Below are 26401 nucleotides of genomic sequence, written 5' to 3'. Positions count from 1 at the left end.
TCAATCCCCCCGAACCGGCATGGTATCCGACGCAACGAACATTTCCGGCATCGAAGAGAAGGCCCAGTGCCAGGCGACCGCACCGATCCACAGGTCGAAGCACAACGTGCTCACCGCGAGGATTCCGAAGACCGAGGCGGAAACGAGTGTTGCGCTGCCGATCAGCGTCGGCACGATGATGGCGGCCCCGGTCCACACCAGCCACCGGGGCGACCGGGCCCGCCACAACCCGACGACGATCGTGGCCACGAAGGCCGCCCGGGGCAGCGCAGCGAATGCCAGTGAGAAGGGTGCCGCGGCATCCCAGCCACCGAGGATCCGCACGTCGGTCCCGCCCGCGGCCACTTCCAGGGCGATGTCGTGCAGCACCCCACCCAGCGGCCAGATCAGCGCCAGCAGTGTGCCCGAGGCGACCCCGACGCGGGCGAGAACGTGCGAGCGGTCGACCGCCTCGAGTCGGGCGCCGACGGCACCGAGGAATCCGAGGATCAGCATGCCGGAGACGATGAACACGTAGTTACCGACGCGATAGGAGGTGATCGCGTCGAGGACGGCCGCACCGCGCTCGCCGGCCGGCGTGCCCGGTCCGCCGCCGTGCGGCAGGACCACCGTGGCCATGACGGCCATCACGACGATCTGGCAGACGCTGAAGAGCAGTCCGCACGCCGCGCTGATCCGCACGGGGGTGTCCGGGCGCGTCCCGCTGTCGGGGTGCGCCCGGTTGGTGAGTTCTGTTGTGACCATTGTTCTTTCCTTTTGCCGAGCACCGGGTCGTGCGTCGTCGGTGCGTTCGATGTCGACTCCGAACGCTATGGGCGCGGCGTCGTGTCGCACATCGACCGCGATGCCGATCTCGGGTGCGCCCGGAGTGCGGACGGAGTCATCCCACGGGCTGATGACGTGGCCGCGTCAGATGCCTACGCTTTCTCAGATGAGCTTCGCCCGTTGGCGCACCACGCCCCTCGACGCAGGGCTGGCCGTGGCGTTCGCGGTCGCCGGCCTGGTGCAGATCGCCATCGCGCCGATCTCGACGCCGGGCGTGCTCGGGGTGGTCTACGTCCTCGGTTCGGCGCTGCCGCTGGCCTACCGGCGCACCCACCCGATTCCGGCCGCGGCGGTGACATCGCTGTTCTGGCTGATCCCGCTCGAGGGCTTCCCGGTCTTCGGGTTCGTCGCGGTCGTCCTGCTGTTCTACGCGGTCGGTCTGTACGGTCATCCGACCGCGGCCGTCGTCACCGTCACGGCGGTCGCGGCGTCGGCAGCGGTCATCGGAACCCTGCTCGGGCCGGAACAGCCGGTGGCGGCGATCGGCGCGGTGCTCGCCGTGGTCGCCCCGGTCGTCGCCGGGCGACTGGTCGGTTACCAGCAGCAGCAGACGCGGCGGCTCGACACGCTGACACGGGAACTGCGTGCCGAACGTGAACGGGCCGAGCGCTCGGCGGTGGAGGCCGAACGCGCCCGGATCGCCCGCGAACTGCACGACGTCGTCGGCCACGAGGTCACCCTCATCGCCATCCAGGCCGAGGCCGCCGCGGCCGCGCTCACGCTGTCTCCGGACAAGGCGGCCGCGCCGGTCGAGGCCATCCGGACCACCGCACACCGCACGCTCGACGAGATGCGGGCGGTGCTCGACGTGTTGTCTCCCGCCGACGAGGCGCCGGTGATCGACGGCGACCACATCGGCGACCTGGCCTCCCGGGCACGGGCGGCCGGTGTGCCGAACACGTTGTCGGTCAACGGAACTCCCGCGACACAACCGTCTGTGACGTTGGCGGTGGCGCGCATCGTCCGCGAATGCCTGACCAATGCGGGACGACACGCCGCAGGTGAGCACGTGGACATCGAGGTGGACTGGCACCCTGACGAGGTGACTGTGTGCGCGGTGAACCGCCGGAGGAGTGACGACGACCGGATGGATTCGGTGCGGCCCGGACGCGGGATCGCCGGGGTGCGCCACCGCGCCGAATTGCTCGGCGGCACCTGCGATGTCGACGACGCCGACGGACGTTTTGCGGTGCGGGTGGTGATCCCGGTGGGCGAGCCCGCGCGATGATCCGAGTGCTGGTGGTCGACGACCAGGAGATGGTGCGGCAGGGACTCCGGATGATCCTCGAACTCGGCGACATCGACGTCGTCGGGGAGGCCGGCGACGGGCTCGTCGCGGTCGAGATGGCGGAGCGACTCGCGCCCGACGTCGTCCTGATGGATCTGCGGATGCCCGGACTCGACGGTGTCGAGGCGACGCGGCGGATCACCGCACTCGACGCCGACATCCGGGTTCTGGCCCTGACCACGTTCGACGTCGATCAACACGTCGTCGACGCGCTGCGCGCGGGTGCTGCGGGATTTCTGTTGAAGGACGTCACTTCCGCCGGCCTCATCGACGCGGTGACCCGGGTCGCGGCGGGTGAACCCGTGGTCTCGACGGCGGTGCTCGGCCGGATGATGGACCACTACGCGACGCGGCCACCGTTTCCGCGCAAGCCGCCGGCGGGCTTCGCGGATCTCAGTGAGCGGGAACGGGAGATCCTGGCGCTCGTCGGTGCCGGACGCTCCAACGCGGAGATCGCCGACGAGCTGTTCATCAGCATGGCGACGGTGAAAACCCATGTCCGCCATGTGTTCGCGAAGCTCGATCTCGCCAGTCGCGCGCAGGCGGTGGTGGTGGCCCGTGACTGCGGTCTGACGGGCTAGGGCGTGCGTCGGATTTGAGGCCGTTGCCCCACGCGCCGGCCCCCGCGGGCGCCGAGACTGAACGCATGAACACTCACACACCGCGCGATGCGGTCACCGCCCTGCGGGCACATCCGTCCCTGCCGGGTGGGTCCGACGAGAGATTCACCGGCTACGGCGTCATGGGCTTGCCCTTCTCGTCGGGTCACCTCCTTGCGATGCGCGACATGGTGGCCAGTTCGGTGGGCCCGCCGTACCGCACCATCTGGCATCGAGATCCCGAGGGCCGCTGGACGATTCACACGACCACCGAACCGGGGCGGAGTTGTCCGCGCTATTTCGGAGCGGCGACCTCGGTGCGTCGGGTCGAGCGGATCGACGTGACCTGGGTGGGTGACCGGGAGTTCGACGTTTCCCTCGGCGACGAGATCCGTTGGCACATCGCACTCACCGCGTCACCCGCGACGGCGATGATGTCGGCCGTCGGTGCGTCGATGCCCACCGGGGCATGGACCAGCGACCCGGTTCTCGCCGCGATGGGTCCCATGGCACGAATGATGCTCGGGGCGGGCCGGATTCGGCTGCACGGGCGCACGCCCAACGGCAACGGGTTCAAGGCCGCGCCGCTCGCCGTGTGGCGGGTGGCCGACAGCGCGGCCACGGTCGGCGGTGTCGACGCCGGTCGTCCGGCCGCGTTGCCGACGCAAAGCCACCTGGGCGATTTCTGGCTGCCCCAACGCGGCCTGTTCTTCATCGGCAACGCCCGATTCGGCGCGCCGGTCGACGAGCGTGCGCAGGTCACGTCAACGGCACATCGATGATCGGCCGTCGCACGCCGGCGCCCGGGCCGTCGAAATGCCACCACTCCCCGGAATAGACCCGGAGTCCACCTGCGGCCATGGCCGAGCGCAACCGTGCCCGCGACGCCTGCGCCGTCGGTGACACGCCGGCCGTGGCGTACGCGGTCGCCGCAGCGGTGAACGAGTCGAAGTCGGTGCCCATGTCCACCAGACAGCGGTCGGCGATGCGGCGGGCCGCCGGACAGTTCGGCGCCCGGGATGCCAGCGTCACATCGACCGACCTTCCCGACTCGTGGCTGCGCGAATACGGACCCGGTTCGGCGACCCATGCGGGGTTCGGCGTGTGCTCGAACATCCTCTGCTGCACCGAATGTGGGCGGTAACAATCCCACATGACCAGCACCTCGCCGTGTCCGCGGAGGATGCGCGCCGCCGTGCGCAGGCCGGGCTCCATCGATCGGTGGACAAGGCAGCGGGCCGTCTGCGGGTAGAGCCGGACCCCGACGAAGTTGTCGCGGGTGGCGTAGCGGAGGTCCACGATCGCGTCCGCCACGACGTCGTGGATATCGACGAATCCGGCCGCGCGGGCCGATTGGTCGACCGGCCTGACGGCCGGTGCCGCGGCCGCCTCGCCCGTCACGGAATCGGAGACCGGAGCGGCCACCGCAGCACCGGCGATCACCGCCGCCATCACCGACATCACGCCGCGTCTCAAGAACACCCGGGATCGTCGCATGCCTGCGGTTCTACCACGAGGACATTGGCCCCTACCGAAGCAGACCGGGCCGCGCGACGATGGAGGGGTGAGCACATCAGTTCTCGTCGTCTACGCCAGCGCCGACGGATCGACCGCCGAGGTCGCCGAACGCCTCGGGCAGTTGCTGCGCGACTCCGCGATGGAGGTAAGCGTCGTCCCGGTCGCCGAGCGGCCTGATCCGGCCGGCTTCGACGTGGTCGTGGCGGGCAGCGCGATCCACAACGGTGAGCTGCTGCCGGAGTTCGCGACCTATGTCGACGACAATCTGAACGATCTTCACCGACGCCCGGTGTGGCTGTTCTCGCTGGGCATGGGCCCCATCTTGCACGGGCCCATCGGCTCGATCTTCCGCAACAAGGTCCCGCCGGCGATCGCCGCGCTGCGAGATCGGTTGGGCGCGGTCGAGTATCACCCGTTCGCGGGCAGGTTCGGGCGTCCACCCGAGCGCAAGATCCGGATGATCATGTGGGTCATGGGCGCGAGCCCCGGGGACCACCGTGACTGGGATGACGTCGCGAACTGGGCGAGCGCCATCGCGAAACATTCGGGTGCCGCGGTGACCGCCCCGACCGGAGACGTGTAGCCGCGTCTAGTCGCCGAGTTCGCGACTGTCACCCAACTCGAGGATGTCGAGTTGGGTTCCGGTCAAGGAATCGGCGCCGAGGAACATGTCGGCGACGGTCTTTCCGGTATCGCTGAGCATGAGGTCGTGGATCGCGAGACAGCGCGCGGGAGCGAGGGCACGCACGTAGTCGATCGCCTGCTCGGTGGAGATCCACGGTCCGCTGATCGGCAGCAGGAGCGTCTCGACAGCTCGTCCCGGATTCAGATACGCGTCTCCCGGGTGGAACACGGTCTGGTCGATGAGAAATCCGACGTTGTCCACGGAGGGAATCTCCGGGTGGATGATCGCGTGGTCGGCGACGAAGGTCTCCACCGTGAAGCCGGCGATGTCGAACGACTCGTCGGTCGTCACCGCATGCACGCGGTCGCCGACCTCGGCGAGCGCCGGCCCGATCGACGACGGCCCGTACAGGTGCAGAGTCTCCCGGGCCTGCATCGCCGCCACGATCTTCTCGACGTCGAAATGATCGAAATGCTCGTGCGTGATCAAGACGGCATCGGCCTCTGCCAGCAGTGTGTCGGCGTTCGGGGTGAAGGCACCCGGGTCGATGAGCAGGGTCGCGCCGTCCTTGGACAACGTCACGGTCGCATGGGTGTGCTTGGTGAAAAGCATTCAGACCTCCGGTGGTCGCACGAGTCGATGCCTGGGCTACCCATCGACTCTAGCCACGCGGTCAGCCGCCGGTGCTCACTCCGTGCCGCCGACGACCAGATAGCGACCCGCGGCCGCTCCCTGCGCCGACGTCGCCACGACCATCACCACGGCGCCGTACGGTGTGCGCCACTGCGAGTGCACGCGCTCGAGTTCGGCCGCCGGGATCTCCACCACCGCGGTGAAGGCCGACGGATCGCGGTGGACCGGCGCGGCGACACCGTTGACGAACACCTGCACCACGTCGGCCTCCGTCGTCCCGGACACCTCGATCGTCGCGATATCACCGTCGGCGCGCGTGGACGCCGCCACGGTCAGTGCGGGAGCAATGCCGTCCGCGCGACCGGCCGGCCGGGCGAGCCCCGGCAGCTCCGGCGTCGCCGCCGGGGGTGTCCGCCGTCGCGAAACATGTTCGTACGCCCAGCCATACGCCAGCAGCGCGTTGTCGTCGTAGGCGCGACCGGCGAAGGTCAGGTTCACCGGCATGCCGATGTCGCTCATGGTGCCCATCGTGACGTTCACCGTCGGAATGCCGTAGTGCCGGATCATCGTGTTGCCCGTCGACACCCAGACACCGTTGGCCATGGCCCGCTCGTGCGAGGCGGGATTCGTGTCGGCGTCGGCCGCGCCGACGTCGAGCGCCGACGGGAACACCAGGGCGTCGAGGCCGAGATCGTCGAGCCACTCCTCGAAGTCGACGCGACGCAGTTCCTCGAGTCCCCGGACACCGGCCTCGAGGTCACCGATCTCCTCGAGCGGCGTGATCGGTTGTGCCGCACGGTCGGGGTACTTGCCGATGTCCAGGTTGTAGCGCGCGTAGTAACCGTGCAGTTCGTCGGGGATCGCGCCGTCGGGGAGGGGAAAGATCTTCTCGCCGTTCACGTCCGCGAGGCGGTTGAGCGACGGGTCGCCGGTGGCCTGGAGGTAGTCGTCCCACGACCAGGTGGTCAGATCCCACATCTCGGCGTCGAAGAAGCCGGCGGGCAGGATGCCGCGGGCGTAGCCGTCGCGCGCTCCCGGTCGGTCGAGCTCGTAGTTGGTGAGCGCGGGGAAGTCGACGTCGATCACGGTGGCACCCGCGGCCTCCAGGTCGGCCCTGGCCCGCTCCCACAGGTCGATGACCGACGGTCGCGGCGTGATCGGCCAGCCCGCCTCGTCATCCTCGCCGAGGATGATGCGGGGGACACCGAAGCGTTTGCCGCGCAACGACTCCGGGTCGCGGAGGTCGAGGTAGGAACCCGGGCGCACGGCCGACGCCGCGGGCAGCGTCACCCACGGCTGGGTGCGCCAGAAGTCACCCCGGGTGTCGGCGTCGTCGGCCACGAGGACGTCGAGCAGTGCCAGCAGGTCGTCGACGGTTCGGGTCTGCGGTACGACGACGTCCATGGTGGGGGTCAGTGGCCAGTTGCCGCGCACCGAGATCACGCCGCGCGACGGCGTGTACGCGGCCAGCGCGTTGTTCGACGCCGGCGATCGGCCACTCGACCACGTCTCCTCGCCGAGTCCGAAGGCCGCCATGCTCGCCGCCGTCGAGACACCCGATCCGTTGGACGACCCCGACAGGTAGGCGGCGGCGAGATAGTCACGGTTGTAAGGACTTTCGGCCCGGCCGTAGACGCCGCGCTGCATGCCACCGTTGGCCATCGGCGGCATGTTGGTCAGACCCAGGCAGATCGCCCCGGCCGCGCGCAGACGCTCGATCGCGAAGGCATCCGAGCCGGCCACGAGGTGCTCGAAGGCCGGCGAACCGGACGCCACGGTCAGTCCCTTGACGCGGTAGCTGTCCTTGGCGGTGTAGGGGATGCCGTCGAACGGTCCGAGTGCTTCGCCGCGGGCTCGGCGTTCGTCGGAGGCGCGGGCCTCGTCGAACATCGCCGGATTCAGCACAGGGATCGCGTTGAGGGTGATGCCGTGCCGGTCGTAGTGGGCGATCCGGTTCAGGTATGCGGCAACGAGTTCGACGCTCGTGACAGTGCCGTCGGCGAGTGCCGCACTCAGTTCGGCGACGGATGTCTCGACGAGCGGTGGGGTTTCGACCAGCGATGGGGTCGGCGTCGGATTCGTCATGCCGGGTTCCCGGCCGCCGGCTGCTGCTGGGTGATGCAGTGGATGCCGCCGCCGCGCGCGAGGATCTCACGCGCGTCGATCGTCACGACCCGCCGGCCCGGATAGGCCGACGCCAGGATCTCGGCCGCGCGGGCGTCGGCCGCCTCCTCGCCGTATCCGCAGGCGATGACGCCGTCGTTGACCACGAGGTGGTTGATGTAGCTGTAGTCCACGAAGCCCTCGGAATCGCGGATGACCTCCGGTGCGGGCAGGTCGACGATGGTCCAGTTGCGGCCGGCGGCGTCGGTGGTCCCCGCGAGGAACTCCCGCAACTCGCGCGTCACGAGGTGGTCGGGGTGTTCGGGGTTGGGCTGCTGGTGCACGAGGAGGGTGCCGGGCGACGGGATGGTCGCGACCATGTCGACGTGGCCTCGGGTGCCGAAGCGCTCGTAGTCACGGGTCAGGCCGCGGGGGAGCCAGATGACCTTTCGGGCACCGATGGTGCGCTCGAGTTCGGCTTCGACAGTCTCGCGGGTGGCATACGGGTTGCGGTGGGGGTCGAGCTGCACGGTCTCGGTCACGAGCACGGTGCCCTCGCCGTCGACGTGGATGGCCCCGCCCTCCTGGACGAGCATCGAGCTGATCACCGGCACGCCCGCGCGCCCGGCGACGAACCGGCCGATGCGACGGTCGTTGTCCCACTCGGCCCAGTCCTGTGCGCCCCACCCGTTGAATGTCCATGCCACCGCGGCGATGTGGCCCGCGTCGTCGGTGACGAAGCTCGGGCCGATGTCGCGCATCCACGCATCGTCGAGATCGGCCTCGACGATCTCGACGGCGCTCGAGAGCATCCGGCGGGCGCGGACGGATTCGCTCGGATCGACGACGACGGTGACCGGTTCGAACTCGACGACGGTGTTGGCCACCTGACTCCATGCCGCGTATGCGGTCTCGGCGTCCGCCGCGCTCTCGGCGAGGGTGGTGTTCTTGCGCGGGAAGGCCATCCACACGCGTTCCTGGCGTGCGGTCTCGGCGGGCATTCTCCAGGACATCTGCGAGCCTCTCGTTATTGATCGAGTAATCAATAAACAGAGACTAGAGCCGGGCGGGGCGGCCGTCAAGACTTTCCGCGCACTTATTGGGCAATCGATCAACAGCTGTTGACTGAGTGATCAAGCGAATCCAGAATGACCTCATGACGTCTTCGCGGACGCGCGCGGCACGCAAGTCGGCCACCGAGCGGGCCGAGGAAATCCGATCAGCGGCGCGAGAACTCGCACGCACCGAGGGGCTGCCGGCGTTGACGCTGCGCTCGGTCGCCGCCCGCATCGACGTGGCGCCCGCGCTGGTGGCGCACTACGAGCCGAGCATGGACGCGCTTGTCGCGAGCACCTTCACGGCCATCACGACCGCCGAACTCGACGAGATAGGCGAGCTCATCGGGGCCGAGTCGTCGGCCACGACCAAGCTGCGGCGGCTCATCGCGACGCTCATGGAGCCGAGCCGCGACGACGTGACCTCGGTGTGGGCGGATGCCTACAGTCTGGGGCGTATCAACGAACCCCTCGCCGCGGCCGTCCGTGGGGTGATGGACACGTGGCAGGCGCTGGTGGTCGGCGTCATCGACCACGGGGTCGCGGCCGGGGAGTTCACCACCGACGACTCCGCCGACGTCGCCTGGCAGTTCCTCGGCATGATCGACGGCGTCAACTCCCACGCGCTCGTGCACTACGGCGGCGGGCCGCCGGACCGCGGACGACTCGTGTGTCGCGCGATGGAGAACGAGCTCGGTCTGCCTCGCGGCACACTGCAGTAGCCCGGCCCCGACACGTTCGGTCAAAGACGTTGACTGGACGTGTCCTGCCAGTACTGTGGTGCGTATCACAGAGGTCTTGGAGGGAGCGCCATGACGGCCGAGATGAATGAACTGCATCGCAGCATCGGGGTGCTGCGTCATCACATCCTCACGCTGAAGGCGCAGTACGGGGATGTCGACGCGGTCCGCCGCATGACCAACGACCTCGACCGGCTCGAGATCGACCTGCACGATTTCGAGACCACGCCACCGCCGCTGCTCCGGCCGAAGGCCAAGGCGGACGTGGTCTATGTACCCGACAGCAAGTCAGACGAGGCCGCGTGGCTCGGTGCGCAAGACGAAGGGCTGGGTTTCCACTCGCGTGAGCGAACGAAGTGAGTTCCCCCGCGACTGAGCGGGAGGCTACCGGGGTCTTTTCTCCGGGACGGGCGCGCATCGCGGCGCGCACCCTTCGGGTGGACAGATGGTGGCTGTCGCCACTGCTGACGGCGCTCGGTCTGTCGGCGTTCATCATCTATGCGACGGTGCGTTCGTTCGTCCGCAGCGCCTACTGGGTTGCGGACTATCACTATCTGACGCCGTTCTACTCACCGTGTCTGAGTGACTCGTGTGTGCCGGGATCGAGCCATTTCGGGACGCCGTTCCCCGAACTCCCGATGTGGATCCCACTCGGTTTCGTCGTGCTGCCCTTCCTCCTGGGCTTCCGCGTGACCTGCTACTACTACCGTCGGGCCTACTACCGTTCGTTCTGGTTCTCGCCGCCGGCGTGCGCCGTGGCCGAACCGCACGGCCGGTACACGGGGGAGACCAGGCTTCCGCTGATCATCCAGAACGCGCACCGCTACTTCTTCTATGTCGCGCTGATCGTCTCGTTGATCAACACCTACGACGCCATCATGGCGTTCCACGGCAAGGACGGCGGTTTCGGATTCGGTCTCGGCAACGTGATCCTGCTGGTGAACGTGATCCTGTTGTGGACCTACACGTTGTCGTGTCATTCGTGCCGGCATGTCACCGGTGGCCGCCTCAAGCATTTCTCGGCACATCCGGTGCGGTACTGGATCTGGACCCAGGTCTCCAAGCTCAACACCCGGCACATGCAGTTCGCCTGGATCACGCTCGGCACGCTGGTGCTCACCGATTTCTACGTCATGCTGGTGGCCAGCAACACGATTTCCGACCTGCGTTTCGTGGGTTGATGACTTTCCCGTACGCAACGCTTGTTGCGCAATCGATTTCACGCTGGGGGTCTTGAGCTAAATGACGGAACCGGAACGCCACAAATACGACGTCGTCGTCATCGGTGCCGGCGGCGCCGGGCTGCGGGCGGTCATCGAGGCCCGCGAGAAGGGCTATTCGGTTGCGGTGGTGTGCAAGTCGCTGTTCGGCAAGGCCCACACCGTGATGGCCGAGGGCGGTTGTGCCGCGTCGATGGGGAACGCCAACTCCAAGGACAACTGGCAGACGCACTTCAAGGACACGATGCGTGGCGGCAAGTTCCTCAACAACTGGCGGATGGCGGAGCTGCACGCCAAGGAGGCGCCGGACCGGGTCTGGGAGCTGGAAACCTATGGGGCGCTGTTCGATCGAACCCCCGACGGGCGAATCGCCCAGCGCAACTTCGGTGGACACACCTACCCGAGGCTCGCTCATGTCGGCGACCGGACCGGTCTGGAGCTGATCCGGACCATGCAGCAGAAGATCGTCTCGCTGCAGCAGGAAGATCATGCGGCCACCGGCGACTACGAGTCGCGCATCAAGGTGTTCGCCGAATGCACCATCACCGAACTCCTCAAGGACGGTGATGCGATCTCGGGTGCGTTCGGATACTGGCGCGAGTCAGGCCGTTTCGTCGTGTTCGAGGCACCGGCGGTGGTGCTCGCGACCGGCGGTATCGGCAAGTCGTTCAAGGTGACGTCGAACTCCTGGGAGTACACCGGCGACGGTCACGCCCTCGCGCTGCGCGCCGGTGCCAGCCTGATCAACATGGAGTTCATCCAGTTCCATCCGACCGGAATGGTGTGGCCGCCCAGCGTCAAGGGGATCCTGGTGACCGAGGGCGTCCGCGGTGACGGTGGGGTGCTGAAGAACACCGACGGCAAGCGATTCATGTTCGACTACATTCCGCCGGTGTTCCAGGGGCAGTACGCCGAGACCGAAGAAGAGGCCGACAAATGGCTGGCCGACAACGACAGTGCCCGCCGCACACCCGATCTGCTGCCGCGTGACGAGGTCGCCCGGGCGATCAACGAAGAGGTCAAGTCCGGCCGCGGCACCGATCACGGCGGTGTCTACCTCGACATCGCCTCCCGCATGCCGGCCGACGAGATCATCCGCCGGTTGCCGTCGATGCATCACCAGTTCAAAGAGCTCGCCGACGTCGACATCACGGCCGAGCCCATGGAGGTGGGCCCCACCTGTCACTACGTGATGGGTGGGATCGAGGTCGATCCCGATACCGGGGCATCGCGTGTGCCCGGACTGTTCGCCGCCGGTGAGTGCTCGGGCGGGATGCACGGCTCGAATCGGTTGGGTGGCAACTCATTGTCCGATCTGCTGGTGTTCGGGCGGCGCGCCGGACTGGGCGCCGCGTCCTACGTCGAGTCGCTGCATAATCGGCCCGAGATCTCCGCCGCCGACATCGACCGTGCCGCGGCGTTCGCGTTGGCGGCCTTCGATCCACCCGCCGACGGCACGTCGGAGAATCCCTACACCCTCCACTCCGAACTGCAGCAGTTCATGAACGACCTGGTGGGCATCATCCGGAAAGAGGGGGAGGTGGCGGAGGCGATCACCGCTCTGGAGACGATGCGAAACCGGTTGGGCCACATGCAGGTGGAGGGACACCGCCAGTTCAATCCGGGTTGGCACCTGGCGGTCGACATGCGAAACATGTTGCTGGTCTGTGAATGTGTCGCCAAGGCGGCGCTCCTGCGCACCGAGAGCCGAGGCGGTCACACCCGCGACGACCATCCCGCGATGGACCCGAACTGGCGCAGCACGCTGCTGGTCTGCACCGCCGATTCCGGCGACGATTCAGCGGTCCCGGAGGTCACGGTGGTCTCGGAGGAGCAGATCCCCATGCGCCCGGACCTCATGGCACTGTTCGACTTCTCCGAGATCGAAAAGTACTACACCGCCGGCGAAATCGCCGGCCACCCGGACGCCGGAGGCGACAAGGAGAGCTGACATGGGCTACGACGCGAAGTTCCGGGTGTGGCGTGGTGACACCGACGACGGCGACCTCCACGACTACACCGTGCTGGTCAACGACGGTGAGGTGGTGCTCGACATCATCCACCGGCTGCAGCAGACCCAGGCACCCGATCTGGCGGTGCGCTGGAACTGCAAGGCCGGCAAGTGCGGATCCTGCTCGGCTGAGGTGAACGGCCGGCCACGACTGCTCTGCATGACGCGGATGTCGACCTTCACCGAGGACGAGGTGATCACGGTGACCCCGATGCGGACGTTCCCGGTGATCCGCGATCTGGTCACCGATGTCTCGTTCAACTATGCGAAAGCCCGTGAAATCCAGTCGTTCACGCCGCCCGAAGGCCTGAAGGCGGGGGAGTACCGGATGAAACAGGTCGACGTGCAACGGTCGCAGGAGTTCCGCAAGTGCATCGAGTGCTTCCTCTGCCAGGACACCTGTCACGTGGTCCGTGATCACGAGGAGAACAAGCAGAACTTTGCCGGACCCCGGTTCCTGATGCGGGTGGCCGAGCTCGACATGCACCCGCTGGATGTGGCGGAGCGGCGCGATTCGGCGCGATCCGAACACGGCCTCGGGCTGTGCAACATCACCAAGTGCTGCACCGAAGTGTGCCCCGAGCACATCAAGATCACCGACAACGCCCTGATCCCGATGAAGGAACGGGTGGTGGACCGGCACTACGATCCGTTGGTGTGGTTGGGTAACAAGCTGTTTCGCCGATAGGTGACCGGTTTCAGGGCCACGTGTCGACGACGGAAAGTGGGGAGTCCGCGGCGCGGTGGTCGCCGGTAGGCCGCATGGCGGCCGGGTCGTCGCGATCGGCGTCATCCCGTACCGTTGACACAGCGTTGGACCCCACACCCGAGGCGGTACGAACCATGAGCACCGAACACGCCACCGGCCAGACGGCACACGAGGATCTCGCCGAGCCACGTCCGCGCGCGTGGCGTGGCTTCCGGCCGGGGCACTGGTGCGACCGGATCGATGTGCGAGGGTTCATCCAGGACAATTACACGCCGTATGACGGCGACAGTTCCTTCCTGGCCGGTCCCACCGCCCGCACCACCGCGATCTGGGCGAAACTCACCGAGATGTTCCCGGAGGAGCGACGCAAGGGCGTCTACGACGTCGACTACGAGACGCCCGCCGCGATCACCGCCCACGGCCCCGGCTACATCGACGCCGGCAACGAGGTCATCGTCGGACTGCAGACGGACGCTCCGCTGAAGCGGGCGATCATGCCGTTCGGCGGCTGGCGGATGGTGGTCAAGGAACTCGAAACCTATGGCTACCCGGTCAAACCCGAACTCGAGGAGATCTTCACCAAGTACCGCAAGACCCACAACGATGCCGTCTTCGACGTCTACCCGCCCGGCGTGCGGGCGGCCCGCGCGTCGCACATCGTGACCGGGCTGCCCGACGCCTACGGCCGCGGACGGATCATCGGCGACTACCGCCGGGTGGCGCTGTACGGGGTGGACGCGCTCGTCGAGGCCAAGAAACTCGACCGCATCGACCTCGACATGGAGCGATCCACCGAGGACGTGATCCGCGACCGCGAGGAGAACGCCGAGCAGATCCGGGCGCTCGGCGAACTCAAGCAGATGGCCGCGTCCTACGGCTTCGACATCTCCGGCCCGGCGACCAATGCGCGCGACGCCGTGCAGTGGCTCTACTTCGGCTATCTCGCCGCGGTCAAGGAGCAGAACGGCGCCGCGATGTCGCTGGGTCGCACGTCGACGTTCCTCGACGTCTATCTCGAGCGTGACCTCGCCGACGGTGTACTCACCGAGGAGGCCGCACAGGAGATCATCGACGACTTCGTGATCAAACTGCGGATCGTCCGGTTCCTGCGCACCCCGGAGTACGACGCACTGTTCTCCGGTGACCCCACCTGGGTGACCGAGACGATCGGCGGGATCGGTGAGGACGGGCGGACCCTGGTCACCCGTACCTCGTTCCGATACCTGCAGTCGCTCAACAACCTCGGGCCCGCACCGGAACCCAACATGACCGTGCTGTGGTCGCCGCGACTTCCGCAGGGCTTCAAGGACTTCTGCGCCCAGGTGTCGATCGACACCTCCGCCGTCCAGTACGAGTCCGACGACTTGCTGCGCGAGTTCTGGGGTGACGACACCGCGATCGCCTGTTGCGTGTCGGCGATGGCCGTCGGCAAACAGATGCAGTTCTTCGGGGCGCGCGTCAATGTCGCCAAGGCGTTGCTGTACGCGATCAACGGTGGGCGCGACGAGATCACGGGCGACCAGGTCGCGCCGGTGAGCTCTCCGCAGACCGACGAGGTGCTCGACTTCGACGCGGTCATGACCGCCTACGACGCTTTGCTGGACTGGCTCGCCGAGACCTACGTCGACGCACTCAACTGTATCCACTACATGCACGACAAGTACGCGTACGAACGCATCGAGATGGCATTGCATGATCGAGTTGTGTTGCGCACCTTGGCATGCGGTATCGCCGGGTTGTCGGTGGCCGCCGACTCGCTCTCCGCGATCAAGTACGCGACGGTGCGGCCGGTGCGCGACGACACCGGCCTGATCGTGGACTACGACGTCACGGGGGAGTTCGGGTGCTTCGGCAACGACGACGACCGTGTCGATGCGATCGCCGTCGACATCGTCGAGCGGTTCATGGAGAAGGTGCGCGCACAGCCGGCCTACCGCAACGCGCGCCACACCCAGTCGGTGCTGACGATCACCTCGAATGTCGTGTACGGCAAGCACACCGGCAACACGCCCGACGGACGCCGGCGCGGTGAACCGTTCGCGCCCGGTGCCAACCCGATGAACGGGCGCGATGTCCACGGGGTGATGGCGTCGGCGCTGTCGGTCGCCAAGATCCCCTATGAGCATGCGCAGGACGGCATTTCGCTGACGACCTCGATCCTGCCGTCGGGTCTCGGCCGAACCCGCGACGAGCAGGTGCGCAACCTCGTCGGGATTCTCGACGCCTACATGGTGTCGCGCGGATTCCACGTCAACATCAACGTGCTCAACCGGGAGATCCTCGAGGATGCGATGGAGCATCCGGATAAGTACCCGCAGCTGACGATCCGGGTGTCCGGTTACGCCGTCAACTTCGTCCGGCTCACCCGCGAACAACAGCTCGACGTGCTCTCGCGCACCTTCCACGCCGGCCTGTAGGCGGCACACGGTGCCCGATCACGCGCCGGCTCCGCAGATCCCGCCGATGCACATCGCCGACCACGAGGTCGAGCTGAGTGAACACCTCGGCGACCATCAGATCGGGTCGGTGCACTCGTGGGATCTGGTGACCGCCGCCGACGGTCCGGGCACCCGGATGACCCTGTTCCTCGCCGGCTGCGGGATGCGCTGCCAATACTGTCAGAACCCGGACACCTGGCGGATGGCCGACGGTGTGCGGCACAGTGTCGACGAGGTCATGGAGCGGGTCGGCCGCTACGCCACCATCATGGACGTCACCGGGGGCGGGCTGACCATCTCCGGTGGAGAACCACTGCTGCAGGCCAGGTTCGTCGTCAACGTGTTCCGCCGCTGTCACGATCTCGGCATCCACACCGCGCTCGACACCAACGGCATGCTGGGCGCGCGACTCGATGACGAGGACCTCGACACCGTCGACCTCGTGCTGCTCGACATCAAGTCGGGGCTCCCGGAGACCTATCGACGGGTGACCGGACGTGAACTGGCACCGACGCTGGCGTTCGCCGAGCGACTGTCCGACCTGGGCAAGCCGATGTGGATCCGGTTCGTGCTGGTTCCCGGGCTGACCGACGCGGTCGACAACGTAGAAGCCGTCGCCGATGTGGTGGAAGGCCTCGACACCGTCGAACGTGTCGAGGTGTTGCCGTTTCACCAGTTGGGTCGCGACAAATGGGCCGCGACCGGCGAACCTTATCTGCTGGCCGACACGCACCCGCCGGACAAGGAACTCGTCGCCCGAGTGCAGGCCCAGTTCGCCGCCCGCGGCATCACCGTGATGTGAGCGATCCGGCGGAGTCCGGTCGTCGCGTTGCCCATTGACATCACCCTGCCCGAGGCTCCTGACCTGAGATCGTGGATGCACCGCATCGACATCTCCCGCGCCACCGGCGCCCGAGCACGTGCTGATCGCCGAACACGACGGCCGGCTGGTCGCCGATACGGTCGCGGAGTTAGTCGACCCGGTACGGTTCGCCGACATGCTGGCCGACGACGGGTCCGCTCCCTTGGCGAGACAACCTCAGCGTGTGACCACGGGGCCTTCCAGTTCCCATGCCTCGTATCCGCCGATCAGGTCACTGATCTCGTTGTGCCCCTGCGACCGCACGAGACTCGCCGCGACACAGGACCGCCACCCGCTGCGGCAGTGGATGACGATCGGCTTGTCGCGCGGGATCTCGTCGAGGCGATCACCGAGTTGGGGCAGCGGGATGTGGAGGGAGCCGGCGATCGCCCCCGCCTCGCGTTCCCCCGGATTGCGGACGTCGAGCACGGTGACGGCATCCTGCGCCATCAGATCCGCGAGCTCCCGCACGGTCACCCGCTCACCGGTTCGGACCAGATCGGCGAGGCCGTCCGGGAACGGTCCGACCTCGGCGTCGTCGGCGGTGGCGATGAAGCCCACGACGGTGTCGTACCCGATCCGGGCGAGCCGCAGCGCTGCTTCCTCTTCGGTCCCGGGTGGGGTGACCAGGACGATCGGGTCGGTCAGCGACGCCACCATGCCGCAGGTCTCGGCGTAGCGCCCGCCGAGACCGACGTTGACCGATCCCTCGAGATGGGCCTCGGAGAACTCCTCCGGAGTTCGGGTGTCGATGACCACCGTCTTGTCGTCGGTGAGCCGTTCGCGGGCCTCCCCGAGGGTGAGCTCCCGGATGGGCCGGGACTCGCCGAGCACGTCGTGCACCCGACGGTTCAGGTCGGCGTCGGCACGGAAGTACCCGGGGATCGCGGGCTGACCCGTGGTGATGAGCTTGACGAAGTCGTCCTCGCTCATGGGCTGCACCGACGGGTTGGTCATGCGTTGTGCGCCGATCGTCGAGACGAGTTCGCTGGACATGTTCTTCCCGCACGACGAGCCCGCCCCGTGGGCCGGCATGACCTTCACGTCGTCGGGCAGCGTGAGCAGCACCTCGTGAATGGTCTTGTACATGGCGCGGGCCAGATCGGTGTTCGTGGTGTCGCCGAGATTCGCGAGGTCGGGCCGGCCGACGTCGCCGATGAACAGCGAGTCGCCGGTCAGCACCGCGGTGGGTTGCGCATCGGGGGTCTCGCGGACCAGGAGGCTGATCGATTCCCAGGTGTGGCCGGGGGTCGAGAGGATCTCGACGTCGACGTCACCCAGCGAGATGTGCGTGCCGTGGGGGAGTCGCCGGATGGGGTAGTCGGTCACGGCTGCTTCGCCGAATCCGATCCACGCCCCGGTGGCCGCGGCGAACTCGAGGTGACCGGACACGAAGTCGGCGTGGAAGTGCGTGTTGACCACGCCTTCGATGGTCAGCCCGAGGGCCTTGGCATCATCGAGGTAATCGGTGATGTCGCGACGCGGATCGACGACGATCGCGCGCTTGGTCTTCTCGTCGCCCACCAGGTAGGAGGCGTGGGACAGGCAACTGATGTAGTACTGCTTCAGGATCATCGGATTCTCCATTCTTGTTGTGTGTCTTGCTGTTTGCTGTCGTGCTTCGGTTCTGAAGTGGGAGGTCAGCCGGGCAGGATTCCGAGGCTGCGGGCGGCGACGTATGCGGCCACCGCGATGAGCATCACGGCGAAAGCGCGGGTCATCGAGTTGTCCGAGAAGCGCTGTGCCACACGCTTTCCGAGGTAGGACCCGGCGATTGCGCTGATGGCGACCGGCGCGATGATCGCCCAGTCGAGTGGGGCGTGGCCGATGCGCGAGCCCAGTGCCACCGCCGAGTTGATGGTGATGACCAGCAGGGACGTTCCGACGGCGGTCGGCATCGAGTAGCCGAGGAACAGCACCAGGGCCGGGACGATGACGAAACCTCCTCCGACACCGAAGAAGCCGGTGAGGAGTCCGATGCCGATGCCGGCGACCACGATCCGCAGGGCAGCCTTGGCCGGGTGGAGGGCGGGGTCGTCGCTGTCGGGCTGTGTATCCCCACCCGACGCATCCTCGCTTGACGTCGGGCCCGGTTCGCCGACCGCCGGCACCAGCGACGGCACCGTTGTGGGTTCGGCCTTGGCATGCGACCGGGTGCGCAGCAACAGCGACACCGCGACCACGACCATCAGCACCGAGAAGGCCATCAAGGTGACATCGGAGGGGACGTGGCGGCCGATCGCCGTTCCGCCCCAGGCCGCGACACCTCCCACCACGCCGAGGGCGATGCCCGTCGGCCACTGCACGCGGCCTTCCCGAGCGTGTGCCAGCACTCCGCTGGCCGACGAGATCCCGACGATGATGAGACTCTGGGTGATCGCCGTCGACAGCGGCTGGTCGAGGAGATAGACCAGGGCGGGCACGGTGAGGATCGAGCCGCCGCCACCCAGCGCGCCCAGCGAGAGCCCGATGAGCAAACCGAGCGCGATTGCGATGGCGATCATTGTCATTGGTGCTCCTACGCCGCCGGGCCGCTGCTGGCCGCCGCGAACTGGGCCGTGTACCCGGTCCGTGCCGAGAAATCGGCCTGGACGCTGAACCGGTCGCCGCGGATGGCGGTGATGCGCCATTCGACCGGGGTGCCGTCGAGTTGTCCGGTGCGCTCGACACGCATGACCGCGGTGTTCGCGTCGATGTCGAGGAGGCGGCGCTGGGCGGTGGTCGGGATGATCGCGCGGATGTTCTCGTGACCGCCGGTCAGTCGCACGTCGCACCGAGTGGACAGTTCCTCGTAGAGCGAGGTGTGGGTGAAGTCGACGTCGAGCAGGGGGCGTGCGATCTCGGCAGGCAGCCAGGCGCAGTCGAGCGCCAGTGGGCTGTCGCCGGCGAGTCGCAGGCGCTCCAAATAGATCAGAGGGGTCGACTCCTCGAGGCCCAGGCGGACCGCGGCGTGCGCATCGCGTCGCTGGTCGAGCCGCCGCACGACGCTGCGCTGGTGCAGGTGCTGGGATTCGACCGACTCGAACAGGCTGTACAGCGCGCCGACGGGTTGGGTGATCTCGGTCTGACCGGCCAGCCGGGGGCGCCGACCGCGTTCGGCGGTGACCACGCCCTCCTGACGCAGCGCGCGTAACGCCTCCCTGACGGTGTGGCGGCTCACGCCGTACTCGGAACGAAGTTCCCACTCGCCGGGGAATGCATCGGCGAACTCGCCATCGGCCACGCGGTTCAGCAGGTCCTCGCGGAGCTGCTGCCACAGCGATTTCCCCGCGACCCTCTGCAGCTGCCGCTGGGCCGCGCCCTGTGTTGCTGCCATCACTTCCCGCCTCTGCTCTTGATCTCTGTCACGCTCGAAGTTAATGTACGGACATCTTGAAAATCAATGTACGTACATTATCTACAGAAGGGAAGGACCAGGGAGCGATGAATATTCCCGCACCATCCACACACCACGAGATCGTCATCGTCGGCGGCGGCACCGCCGGGATCAGCGTCGCGGCACGCCTCGGCCGCAAACACAAGAAAGTGGCGGTCATCGATCCGGCGGTGACGCACTACTACCAACCGCTCTGGACCCTCGTGGGCGGCGGACGGGCACATATGGACGAGACCGGCCGCCCGGAAGCCGACGTCATGCCCAAGAACGCGGAGTGGATTCGACACGCCGCCGAGGAGATCGACCCGGTGGCCAAAGAGGTCCGCCTCGACGACGGCTCGACGGTCACCTATGACCGCCTCGTGGTCTGTCCGGGCATCCAGATCGACTGGGACGCGATCCCGGGCGCGCGCGCCGCCCTCGCAAGCGCACACGCCTCGAGTAACTACGCGCCGGAAATGGCTCCCAAGACATGGGAGCTGATCCGGAACATGCGGTCGGGCACCGCTGTCTTCACGATGCCGGCGGGACCGATCAAGTGTGCGGGCGCGCCGCAGAAGATCGCGTACCTCGCGTGCGACTACTGGCGCGAGCAGGGCGTTCTCGACGACATCCGGGTCGTCCTGGTGTTGCCTACGCCGCGCACGTTCGGCATCCCGGCATTCGCCGACGCCCTCGACGAAGTGGCCCGCGACTACGGGATCGAGGTCCGCACCAACAGCGAGATCACCGATGTCGATCCCGACCTCAGAACGGTGACGATCACCGACAACGCATCGGCGGCGCGCGACACGGTGTCCTACGACATGCTCCACATCGTGCCGCCGCAATCCGCGCCGGACTGGATCAAGAAGTCCCAGATCTCCGATCCCGGCAGTCCTGCCGGCTGGGTTGACGTCGACAAATACACGTTGCAGCACAACCGTTTCGAGGACATCTTCGCCCTCGGCGACGTCGGCTCGACCCCGAATTCCAAGACCGGCGCAGCCGTGCGCAAACAGGTACCGGTCGTGGTGGAGAACCTGATGGCGACCCTGGACGGCCGACCGCTGACCGCCCGCTACGACGGCTACGGATCGTGCCCGCTGACCACATCGCGGAAGACGATGCTGCTCGCCGAGTTCGACTACGACCTCAACCACACCCCGTCGTTCCCGTTGATCGACGTGACGAGGCCGCGCCGTGACATGTGGTACGTGAAGCGCTACGGTCTGCCGTTCCTGTACTGGAACCTGATGCTCAAGGGACGCGCCTAGGACGGGCGGATAATCCTCCAGCGCGTGATCCTCCGGCGCGTGACTCAGTCGTCGTAGGCGCTCATCGACGAGGGTCGCGCAGCCACCGGAGCGATCACGGTTAGCGGGTGATCCGACATCGACCAGCGGATCGAGCACATCGCGACGTCGGCGGCTCCGGCTTCCGTCACGGGTGGGTGACGATCACGTCGCCGGTGGTGGTGTTGTGCCAGCGGATGATTCGGTTGTGGCACATGGTGGGTGTCCAGATGCCGAGGTGCTTGAACTGGTGACAGGGGATGCACAGGGGTGCGAGGTCGTCGGGTACGGTCCAGCCTCCGGCCACCGGGTTGTGGTGGTCGAACGGGACGAGATGATCGAGTTGGCAGTGCTCGGCGGGGACGTCGCACCAGGGGCCGCGGCAGGTGTGGTCGGTGAGCAGGATTGCGCGGCGGATGGCGTCGGTCGGCTGGTAGGTGAGCGCCCCGGCGGGTGGCGTGGTGTACCCGCCGTGCCCGGTCGCATCGACCGGGATCAGGTCGGCCGTGTTGGGTGGGCGGGAGCGGGTGAGAACCGGCCCGGGCGCGATCAGATGGTTGGGGGCGATGGTGCCCGCCCGCCGCGGCCGACCCTTACGCAGCCCTTGGGCGTGTGGGTCGGTGCCGGCGGCCTCGCGGTAGAGACCCTGCCAGGTGGCGTCGGCGGCGAGCGCGCGGGCCAGGTCGGGGTCGATGACACCGTAGCCTTCGACCCGGGGCACCAGTGCGCCGCCGGTGATCCCGGCCAGGGTCTGCGCGTCGGTGACGATGCTGACGAGCGTGGTCGTGGCGGGCACGAGTTCGGTGGACGGGGCCGGTGCGTCGGCGCCGGAGTCCATGTCGGTGGTGGGGTGGTCGGTGCCGCACTGGCAGGCGAAGGTGTCCTGCCGGCGGCTGATGGCGGCCAGGGCGGCGACCTGCAACTGCCCGGGTGAGCGGGGATCATCGTGGCACACCGAGTGTTAGATGACCTCGTCGATGCGGGCTTGCAGGAATCGGCCGTCGGCGAGCGGGACGGTGGCGTCGATGGTGATGTGGCCGTGGGCTTCCTTGCGGAACCGGACGCCTTGTTGGGTGGCGGTGAAGTCGTCGCGTTGCTCGGCGGCCAGGGCCGGGTCGAGGTCGATGATCAGTTCGTCGAGCAGGTCGGCCAGCCGCGCCCCGGAGATCGGCCGGGCGGCGTAGTCCAGGGCGGTGTCGGCGGCGGCATCGCGCTTGGCGGGGTCCAGTCCGGCCAGCCGTTCGGCGATCAGGCGGGCGCGGGTCTCGGTGAGGGTGCCGTCGAGGAAGGCGCGCAAGACTTTCGGCACGAGGTGGAGCAGGTCGCCCAGGCCGATCCAGCGCCCGGCGGTGATGGTGTGGGCGTGGAAGCGGTAGGCGACCTCGCGGACGGCGGCCTTGTCGGGCAGGTTGTTGATGCTGCGGTGTCCGCAGTCGGCGAGGACCCGTTCGAACATCAGCTGCCCGACCCGGTGGGCGGCCATGATCTTGCGGGCAGCCGCGCGACGCTCGATCAGCGTCCACTCGCCGCCGCTGGCGACCAGCTCGTCCGTCGACGCGCTCGCCAGCGCGGCGAGCGTTGCGTCGGGACCCAGTTCGAACATATGTGCACTGTATCGAGCACCACCGACAAAGCGGACAGTCCGCGACGGCCGTCACGCGCCTGCTGCGCACAACGCCTCGTATTGCATACCGCCAAAAACGAAAAACCCCGCTGAACAGGGGTTTCATGGTGCCCTCGGTGAGACTCGAACTCACACTGGACGGGTTTTGAATCCGTTGCCTCTGCCAATTGGGCTACGAGGGCATTGCGGTCGCGCACGAGGCTGTGGCGGCTGCGACTGTCCACTGTAGATGATCGGCCGAACGGCGAGCCAACCGGTACTCTGCTCGCATCAGCCCGGAGCAGGTCAACGGCGGAGGAGGGGATGGTGACGGTGACAGACAGCGTGGCGGCACAGTCCGATGGGCAGGCGACGACACATCGGGTGCTGGTGGCCGAGGACGACTCGCTGATCCGGATGGATCTCATCGAGATGCTCCGCGAAGAGGGATATGACGTCGTGGGGGAGGCCCCCAACGGTCAGGTGGCGGTCGAGTTGACCGAGGACCTGCACCCGGACCTGGTGATCATGGACGTCAAGATGCCGGTGCGCGACGGTATCGACGCGGCGACCGAGATCGCACAGAAGAAGCTCGCCCCGGTGGTGATGCTGACCGCGTTCAGCCAGCGAGAGTTCATCGAGAAGGCCCGGGATGCCGGGGCGATGGCCTATCTGGTGAAGCCGTTCACGAAGGCCGATCTGGTCCCGGCCATCGAGGTGGCGGTCAGTCGCTACAACGAGGTGAGCGCGCTCGAGAAGGAAGTCGCCACGATGGCGGACCGGCTCGAGACGCGCAAGCTCGTCGAACGGGCCAAGGGTCTGCTGATGGAGAAGCAGTCGCTTACCGAACCCGAGGCCTTCAAGTGGATCCAGCGGGCCGCGATGGATCGGCGCACCACCATGAAAGCTGTCGCCGCGGTCGTCGTCGAAACGCTCGGGTCCCCGACCTGACCGGCACCTTCAGCTGACGTTGATGACCACCGAGCTGTCGTTAATTTTGTGAAAACACGCTCTGGTCGCTCCCGATTGTTTGGTGTCAATCCATCGCGGGGGCGTGGGTTTGGGACTATGTTTTGCGAAGGTCTCCTCAGCAGATCTCCCGGCGCGACGTGCCGGGTGGGGTGAAGTGAGAGGTAATGAGAATGCATCGTCGCGTGACGACCGGTGCTCTCGCGGTGGCCATGGCAAGTGTGCTGGCCGTCTCCGCGTGTAGCAGCAAATCCAGTGACTCGGGTTCGGCCAGCGGAGGGGAAAGCGGTTCTGCCGCTGCGAGTTCAGGTCTTACGATCGCACCTCTGGCGCAGATCGACACCCAGGGCAACAAGGTGCAGGCCACCGAGGAGTCCGCAGCGCTCAATCCGGCCGGCGACGGTAATGCCCAGTGCCCGGAGACCACCATCGCGATGGCCGGAGCACTCACCGGCGCCAATGCCGCCCTCGGCATCAACATCCGCAACGGCGCCCAACTCGCCGTCGATCAGCACAACAAGGCGAACCCGAACTGCCAGATCACGCTGAAGACCTTCGACACCGAGGGTGACCCGCAGAAGGCGACGCAGGTCGCCCCGCAGATCGCCAACGACCAGTCGATCGTCGGACTCATCGGTCCGGCGTTCTCCGGCGAGACCAAGGCCACCGGCGGCATCTTCAACCAGGCCGGTCTGGTGTCGGTGACCGCGTCGGCAACCAACCCCACCCTGACCGACAACGGCTGGAAGACCTTCTTCCGCGGCCTGGCCAACGACGACGTGCAGGGCCCCGCGGTCGCCAAGTACCTGACCGGCTCCATGGGCAAGAAGAAGGTCTGCGTCATCAAGGACGACAGCGACTACGGTGCGGGCCTGGCCAAGTCGATGACCGCCACGCTCGGGTCGGCGGCCGACGCCGCCTGCTCCGGCGACGTCAAGACCGGCGACCGCGAGTTCTCCGCGATCATCTCCAAGATCAACGCCGCCAGCCCGGACGCGATCTTCTACTCCGGTTACTACGCGGAGGCCGCGCCGTTCGCGCAGCAGCTGAAGTCGTCCGGTTCCACCGCCGCCTTCGTCTCCGGTGACGGCACCAACGACCCGGAGTTCGTCGCACAGGCCGGTGACGCATCGAAGGGTGCGATTCTGTCCTGCCCGTGCGGTCCTGCGCCGGACAAGTTCAAGAACGAGTACGAGGCCGCGTTCAAGCAGCCGCCCGGCGTGTACTCGGTCGAGGCCTACGACCTCGCCAGCATTCTGATGAAGGGCATCGCCGAGGGTCAGCGCACCCGTCCGCAGCTGCTCAACTACGTCCGCACCTACAAGGGACCGGGCCTGGCCCGCACCTACGAGTGGACCCCGACCGGTGAGCTGACCTCGTCACTCATCTGGGTGTACGAAGTCCAGTAGGACGTCTCCCCACGGTGCGCCCGGGCCGTCGTGCCCGGGCGCACCGTGGTCTGCGGGGGGACACATGGCTGAAAGGCACGCATGATCGCGTATTCCTTGGCCGAGTCGTCGATGACGGTGGCGAGCACCATCAGCTTCGACCTCGGCTCCCTGAAAGAAGGCTTCTGGGGCCTGACCATCGAGGGCCTCACCTACGGTGCCATCTATGCCCTTGTGGCAGTTGGCTATACGCTCGTCTACGGCGTGCTCCGGCTGATCAACTTTGCTCACTCCGAAGTGTTCATGCTCGGCATGTTCGGCACTTACATCGGCTTGTTGCTGCTGGGCTTCACGCCCTCGGGCAACGCCTACAACGAGGGCACGGTGTTGACCGTCGTGTACCTGGTCATCGCCGGGTTGTGCGGTATGGCCGTCTCGGGCGGTGCGGCGGTGGGGCTCGAGTTCATCGCCTACCGGCCACTGCGACGGCGCGGCGCCAAACCACTCGCCTTCCTCATCACCGCGATCGGCATGTCCTTCGTGCTGCAGGAGTTCGTGCACTACATCCTGCCGAAGTTCCCGATCGAACCGCAGCTCGGCGGGTCCAGCGGGCAGCCGTCGATCCGCCTTGTCGAGCCGGTGACGGAGTTCAGCATCTTCGGCGCGCCGGTCACCAACCTGACGATGATCATCATCTTCTCGGCACTCATCCTCGGCCTCGGGACCGACTTCATGATCAACCAGACCCGACTCGGCCGCGGCATCCGATCGGTGGCCCAGGACCCCGACGCGGCGCTCCTGATGGGTGTGTCCCGGGACCGGATCATCACGGTCACCTTCCTGATCGGCGGTCTGCTGGCCGGTGCCGCCGCGCTGCTCTACACCCTGAGGGTGCCGACGAACATCGTGTACTACGGCGGATTCGTCTTGGGCATCAAGGCCTTCTGCGCCGCGGTGCTCGGCGGCATCGGCAACGTGCGCGGTGCGGTGCTCGGCGGCCTGTTGCTCGGAGTCATGGAAAACTATGGGTCGGTGGTCTTCGGCAATCAGTGGAAGGACGTCGTCGCATTCGTCCTGCTGATCCTGGTGCTGATGTTCCGCCCGACCGGAATCCTGGGCGAGAAGCTGGGGAAGGCGAGGGTATGACGACACAACATCCCGCGAC

General features: G+C 67.1%; 26 protein-coding genes and 1 tRNA gene. 15 read left to right on the top strand and 12 right to left on the bottom strand.

Annotated elements, in window-relative coordinates:
* Window positions 1–744: a hypothetical protein gene (locus ACWDTI_RS05490; RefSeq protein ID WP_449737038.1), complete on the bottom strand. Its 744-nt coding sequence runs from the start codon at window positions 742–744 to the stop codon at window positions 1–3.
* Window positions 745–931: 187 nt separating this feature from the next.
* Between ACWDTI_RS05490 and ACWDTI_RS05485 the strand changes: the two genes are divergently transcribed.
* The 3 genes from ACWDTI_RS05485 (at window position 932) to ACWDTI_RS05475 (ending at window position 3494) form a co-directional block, all read left to right on the top strand.
* Window positions 932–2053: a sensor histidine kinase gene (locus ACWDTI_RS05485; RefSeq protein WP_449737037.1), complete on the top strand. Its 1122-nt coding sequence runs from the start codon at window positions 932–934 to the stop codon at window positions 2051–2053.
* Entirely contained in the window at window positions 2050–2694 is a 645-nt protein-coding gene (locus ACWDTI_RS05480; RefSeq protein WP_449737036.1) for a response regulator, read from the top strand. Before ACWDTI_RS05485 ends, ACWDTI_RS05480 begins: the two co-directional genes overlap by 4 nt.
* 65 nt (window positions 2695–2759) lie before the next feature.
* Window positions 2760–3494 carry a hypothetical protein gene (locus tag ACWDTI_RS05475; protein WP_449737035.1) on the top strand — a complete coding sequence of 245 codons (735 nt, stop codon included), beginning with the start codon at window positions 2760–2762 and terminating at the stop codon, window positions 3492–3494.
* Here ACWDTI_RS05475 and ACWDTI_RS05470 read toward each other — a convergent pair.
* The gene (locus tag ACWDTI_RS05470) at window positions 3472–4209 is read right to left on the bottom strand and encodes a M15 family metallopeptidase (protein ID WP_449737034.1); all 738 of its coding nucleotides are present in this window, start codon (window positions 4207–4209) and stop codon (window positions 3472–3474) included. The two genes, ACWDTI_RS05475 and ACWDTI_RS05470, sit on opposite strands and share 23 nt — an antisense overlap.
* Before the next feature lie 67 nt (window positions 4210–4276).
* On the opposite strand from ACWDTI_RS05470, the gene ACWDTI_RS05465 reads away from it, so the two are divergent.
* Entirely contained in the window at window positions 4277–4813 is a 537-nt protein-coding gene (locus tag ACWDTI_RS05465) for a flavodoxin domain-containing protein (protein WP_449737033.1), read from the top strand.
* A 6-nt stretch (window positions 4814–4819) separates the two neighbouring features.
* Here ACWDTI_RS05465 and ACWDTI_RS05460 read toward each other — a convergent pair whose 3' ends face one another.
* The 3 genes from ACWDTI_RS05460 to ACWDTI_RS05450 all read right to left on the bottom strand — a co-directional run bounded on the left by ACWDTI_RS05460 (window position 4820) and on the right by ACWDTI_RS05450 (window position 8604).
* Window positions 4820–5467, bottom strand: a complete 648-nt coding sequence (locus tag ACWDTI_RS05460) for an MBL fold metallo-hydrolase (protein WP_449737032.1) — start codon at window positions 5465–5467, stop codon at window positions 4820–4822.
* 75 nt (window positions 5468–5542) lie between these two features.
* On the bottom strand, window positions 5543–7573 hold the full coding sequence (locus tag ACWDTI_RS05455; RefSeq protein ID WP_449737031.1) for an amidase: 2031 nt from the start codon (window positions 7571–7573) through the stop codon (window positions 5543–5545).
* On the bottom strand, window positions 7570–8604 hold the full coding sequence (locus ACWDTI_RS05450; protein ID WP_449737030.1) for an agmatine deiminase family protein: 1035 nt from the start codon (window positions 8602–8604) through the stop codon (window positions 7570–7572). Before ACWDTI_RS05450 ends, ACWDTI_RS05455 begins: the two co-directional genes overlap by 4 nt.
* A 143-nt stretch (window positions 8605–8747) precedes the next feature.
* Here ACWDTI_RS05450 and ACWDTI_RS05445 point away from each other — a divergent pair, with 143 nt between their 5' ends.
* The 7 genes from ACWDTI_RS05445 to pflA all read left to right on the top strand — a co-directional run bounded on the left by ACWDTI_RS05445 (window position 8748) and on the right by pflA (window position 16566).
* Window positions 8748–9368 (top strand): TetR/AcrR family transcriptional regulator, encoded by a 621-nt coding sequence (locus tag ACWDTI_RS05445; protein WP_449737029.1) that lies wholly within the window; start codon window positions 8748–8750, stop codon window positions 9366–9368.
* Between the two features lie 90 nt (window positions 9369–9458).
* Window positions 9459–9746 (top strand): hypothetical protein, encoded by a 288-nt coding sequence (locus tag ACWDTI_RS05440; RefSeq protein ID WP_449737028.1) that lies wholly within the window; start codon window positions 9459–9461, stop codon window positions 9744–9746.
* The gene (locus tag ACWDTI_RS05435) at window positions 9743–10567 is read left to right on the top strand and encodes a hypothetical protein (protein WP_449737027.1); all 825 of its coding nucleotides are present in this window, start codon (window positions 9743–9745) and stop codon (window positions 10565–10567) included. The genes ACWDTI_RS05440 and ACWDTI_RS05435 overlap by 4 nt, the downstream gene beginning before the upstream one ends.
* Window positions 10568–10628: 61 nt before the next feature.
* A complete protein-coding gene (locus ACWDTI_RS05430) occupies window positions 10629–12557 on the top strand; it encodes a fumarate reductase/succinate dehydrogenase flavoprotein subunit (RefSeq protein WP_449737026.1) in 1929 nt (642 codons plus the stop codon).
* Between the two features lies 1 nt (window position 12558).
* Entirely contained in the window at window positions 12559–13305 is a 747-nt protein-coding gene (locus tag ACWDTI_RS05425) for a succinate dehydrogenase/fumarate reductase iron-sulfur subunit (protein ID WP_449737025.1), read from the top strand.
* A gap of 74 nt (window positions 13306–13379) precedes the next feature.
* Window positions 13380–15743: a formate C-acetyltransferase gene (pflB, locus tag ACWDTI_RS05420; RefSeq protein WP_449737403.1), complete on the top strand. Its 2364-nt coding sequence runs from the start codon at window positions 13380–13382 to the stop codon at window positions 15741–15743.
* Window positions 15744–15753: 10 nt separating this feature from the next.
* On the top strand, window positions 15754–16566 hold the full coding sequence (gene pflA, locus ACWDTI_RS05415) for a pyruvate formate-lyase-activating protein (protein ID WP_449737024.1): 813 nt from the start codon (window positions 15754–15756) through the stop codon (window positions 16564–16566).
* Window positions 16567–16803: 237 nt separating this feature from the next.
* Here the strand turns inward: pflA and ACWDTI_RS05410 are convergent, their stop codons facing one another.
* From ACWDTI_RS05410 to ACWDTI_RS05400, 3 genes are all read right to left on the bottom strand, one after another.
* Entirely contained in the window at window positions 16804–18201 is a 1398-nt protein-coding gene (locus ACWDTI_RS05410; protein WP_449737023.1) for a rhodanese-like domain-containing protein, read from the bottom strand.
* Between the two features lie 65 nt (window positions 18202–18266).
* A complete protein-coding gene (locus ACWDTI_RS05405; protein ID WP_449737022.1) occupies window positions 18267–19130 on the bottom strand; it encodes a sulfite exporter TauE/SafE family protein in 864 nt (287 codons plus the stop codon).
* Between the two features lie 14 nt (window positions 19131–19144).
* On the bottom strand, window positions 19145–19942 hold the full coding sequence (locus ACWDTI_RS05400) for a GntR family transcriptional regulator (protein ID WP_449737021.1): 798 nt from the start codon (window positions 19940–19942) through the stop codon (window positions 19145–19147).
* Window positions 19943–20049: 107 nt separating this feature from the next.
* On the opposite strand from ACWDTI_RS05400, the gene ACWDTI_RS05395 reads away from it, so the two are divergent.
* Window positions 20050–21258, top strand: a complete 1209-nt coding sequence (locus ACWDTI_RS05395) for an FAD-dependent oxidoreductase (protein ID WP_449737020.1) — start codon at window positions 20050–20052, stop codon at window positions 21256–21258.
* Between the two features lie 44 nt (window positions 21259–21302).
* Here ACWDTI_RS05395 and ACWDTI_RS05390 read toward each other — a convergent pair whose 3' ends face one another.
* The 4 genes from ACWDTI_RS05390 to ACWDTI_RS05375 all read right to left on the bottom strand — a co-directional run bounded on the left by ACWDTI_RS05390 (window position 21303) and on the right by ACWDTI_RS05375 (window position 23082).
* A complete protein-coding gene (locus ACWDTI_RS05390; protein WP_449737019.1) occupies window positions 21303–21428 on the bottom strand; it encodes a hypothetical protein in 126 nt (41 codons plus the stop codon).
* Window positions 21425–22231: an HNH endonuclease signature motif containing protein gene (locus ACWDTI_RS05385; RefSeq protein ID WP_449737018.1), complete on the bottom strand. Its 807-nt coding sequence runs from the start codon at window positions 22229–22231 to the stop codon at window positions 21425–21427. The genes ACWDTI_RS05390 and ACWDTI_RS05385 overlap by 4 nt, the downstream gene beginning before the upstream one ends.
* A gap of 6 nt (window positions 22232–22237) precedes the next feature.
* On the bottom strand, window positions 22238–22879 hold the full coding sequence (locus ACWDTI_RS05380) for a hypothetical protein (RefSeq protein WP_449737017.1): 642 nt from the start codon (window positions 22877–22879) through the stop codon (window positions 22238–22240).
* 126 nt (window positions 22880–23005) lie between these two features.
* A tRNA-Leu gene (locus ACWDTI_RS05375) sits at window positions 23006–23082 on the bottom strand.
* Window positions 23083–23203: 121 nt separating this feature from the next.
* Here ACWDTI_RS05375 and ACWDTI_RS05370 point away from each other — a divergent pair.
* From ACWDTI_RS05370 to ACWDTI_RS05360, 3 genes are all read left to right on the top strand, one after another.
* Window positions 23204–23830 (top strand): ANTAR domain-containing response regulator, encoded by a 627-nt coding sequence (locus ACWDTI_RS05370; protein ID WP_449737016.1) that lies wholly within the window; start codon window positions 23204–23206, stop codon window positions 23828–23830.
* A 191-nt stretch (window positions 23831–24021) separates the two neighbouring features.
* Window positions 24022–25257, top strand: a complete 1236-nt coding sequence (locus ACWDTI_RS05365; protein ID WP_449737015.1) for a branched-chain amino acid ABC transporter substrate-binding protein — start codon at window positions 24022–24024, stop codon at window positions 25255–25257.
* Between the two features lie 81 nt (window positions 25258–25338).
* Window positions 25339–26382 carry a branched-chain amino acid ABC transporter permease gene (locus ACWDTI_RS05360; RefSeq protein WP_449737014.1) on the top strand — a complete coding sequence of 348 codons (1044 nt, stop codon included), beginning with the start codon at window positions 25339–25341 and terminating at the stop codon, window positions 26380–26382.
* Window positions 26383–26401 lie beyond the last annotated feature (19 nt).

This window comes from Gordonia sp. NPDC003424 (assembly GCF_053588655.1).
This window is presented reverse-complemented; position numbering and strand designations above follow the sequence as displayed.

Excerpts from the sequence above, each read along its gene's own strand:
- ACWDTI_RS05470 (WP_449737034.1), bottom strand. The coding sequence starts at position 4,209 with ATGCGACGATCCCGGGTGTTCTTGAGACGCGGCGTGATGTCGGTGATG.
- ACWDTI_RS05400 (WP_449737021.1), bottom strand. The coding sequence starts at position 19,942 with ATGGCAGCAACACAGGGCGCGGCCCAGCGGCAGCTGCAGAGGGTCGCG.
- ACWDTI_RS05365 (WP_449737015.1), top strand. The coding sequence starts at position 24,022 with ATGCATCGTCGCGTGACGACCGGTGCTCTCGCGGTGGCCATGGCAAGT.
- ACWDTI_RS05490 (WP_449737038.1), bottom strand. The coding sequence starts at position 744 with ATGGTCACAACAGAACTCACCAACCGGGCGCACCCCGACAGCGGGACG.
- ACWDTI_RS05460 (WP_449737032.1), bottom strand. The coding sequence starts at position 5,467 with ATGCTTTTCACCAAGCACACCCATGCGACCGTGACGTTGTCCAAGGAC.
- ACWDTI_RS05370 (WP_449737016.1), top strand. The coding sequence starts at position 23,204 with ATGGTGACGGTGACAGACAGCGTGGCGGCACAGTCCGATGGGCAGGCG.
- ACWDTI_RS05440 (WP_449737028.1), top strand. The coding sequence starts at position 9,459 with ATGACGGCCGAGATGAATGAACTGCATCGCAGCATCGGGGTGCTGCGT.
- ACWDTI_RS05445 (WP_449737029.1), top strand. The coding sequence starts at position 8,748 with ATGACGTCTTCGCGGACGCGCGCGGCACGCAAGTCGGCCACCGAGCGG.
- ACWDTI_RS05485 (WP_449737037.1), top strand. The coding sequence starts at position 932 with ATGAGCTTCGCCCGTTGGCGCACCACGCCCCTCGACGCAGGGCTGGCC.
- ACWDTI_RS05380 (WP_449737017.1), bottom strand. The coding sequence starts at position 22,879 with ATGTTCGAACTGGGTCCCGACGCAACGCTCGCCGCGCTGGCGAGCGCG.
- ACWDTI_RS05475 (WP_449737035.1), top strand. The coding sequence starts at position 2,760 with ATGAACACTCACACACCGCGCGATGCGGTCACCGCCCTGCGGGCACAT.
- ACWDTI_RS05425 (WP_449737025.1), top strand. The coding sequence starts at position 12,559 with ATGGGCTACGACGCGAAGTTCCGGGTGTGGCGTGGTGACACCGACGAC.
- ACWDTI_RS05455 (WP_449737031.1), bottom strand. The coding sequence starts at position 7,573 with ATGACGAATCCGACGCCGACCCCATCGCTGGTCGAAACCCCACCGCTC.
- ACWDTI_RS05360 (WP_449737014.1), top strand. The coding sequence starts at position 25,339 with ATGATCGCGTATTCCTTGGCCGAGTCGTCGATGACGGTGGCGAGCACC.
- ACWDTI_RS05395 (WP_449737020.1), top strand. The coding sequence starts at position 20,050 with ATGAATATTCCCGCACCATCCACACACCACGAGATCGTCATCGTCGGC.
- pflB (WP_449737403.1), top strand. The coding sequence starts at position 13,380 with ATGGCGGCCGGGTCGTCGCGATCGGCGTCATCCCGTACCGTTGACACA.
- ACWDTI_RS05410 (WP_449737023.1), bottom strand. The coding sequence starts at position 18,201 with ATGATCCTGAAGCAGTACTACATCAGTTGCCTGTCCCACGCCTCCTAC.
- ACWDTI_RS05430 (WP_449737026.1), top strand. The coding sequence starts at position 10,629 with ATGACGGAACCGGAACGCCACAAATACGACGTCGTCGTCATCGGTGCC.
- ACWDTI_RS05450 (WP_449737030.1), bottom strand. The coding sequence starts at position 8,604 with ATGTCCTGGAGAATGCCCGCCGAGACCGCACGCCAGGAACGCGTGTGG.
- ACWDTI_RS05405 (WP_449737022.1), bottom strand. The coding sequence starts at position 19,130 with ATGATCGCCATCGCAATCGCGCTCGGTTTGCTCATCGGGCTCTCGCTG.
- ACWDTI_RS05480 (WP_449737036.1), top strand. The coding sequence starts at position 2,050 with ATGATCCGAGTGCTGGTGGTCGACGACCAGGAGATGGTGCGGCAGGGA.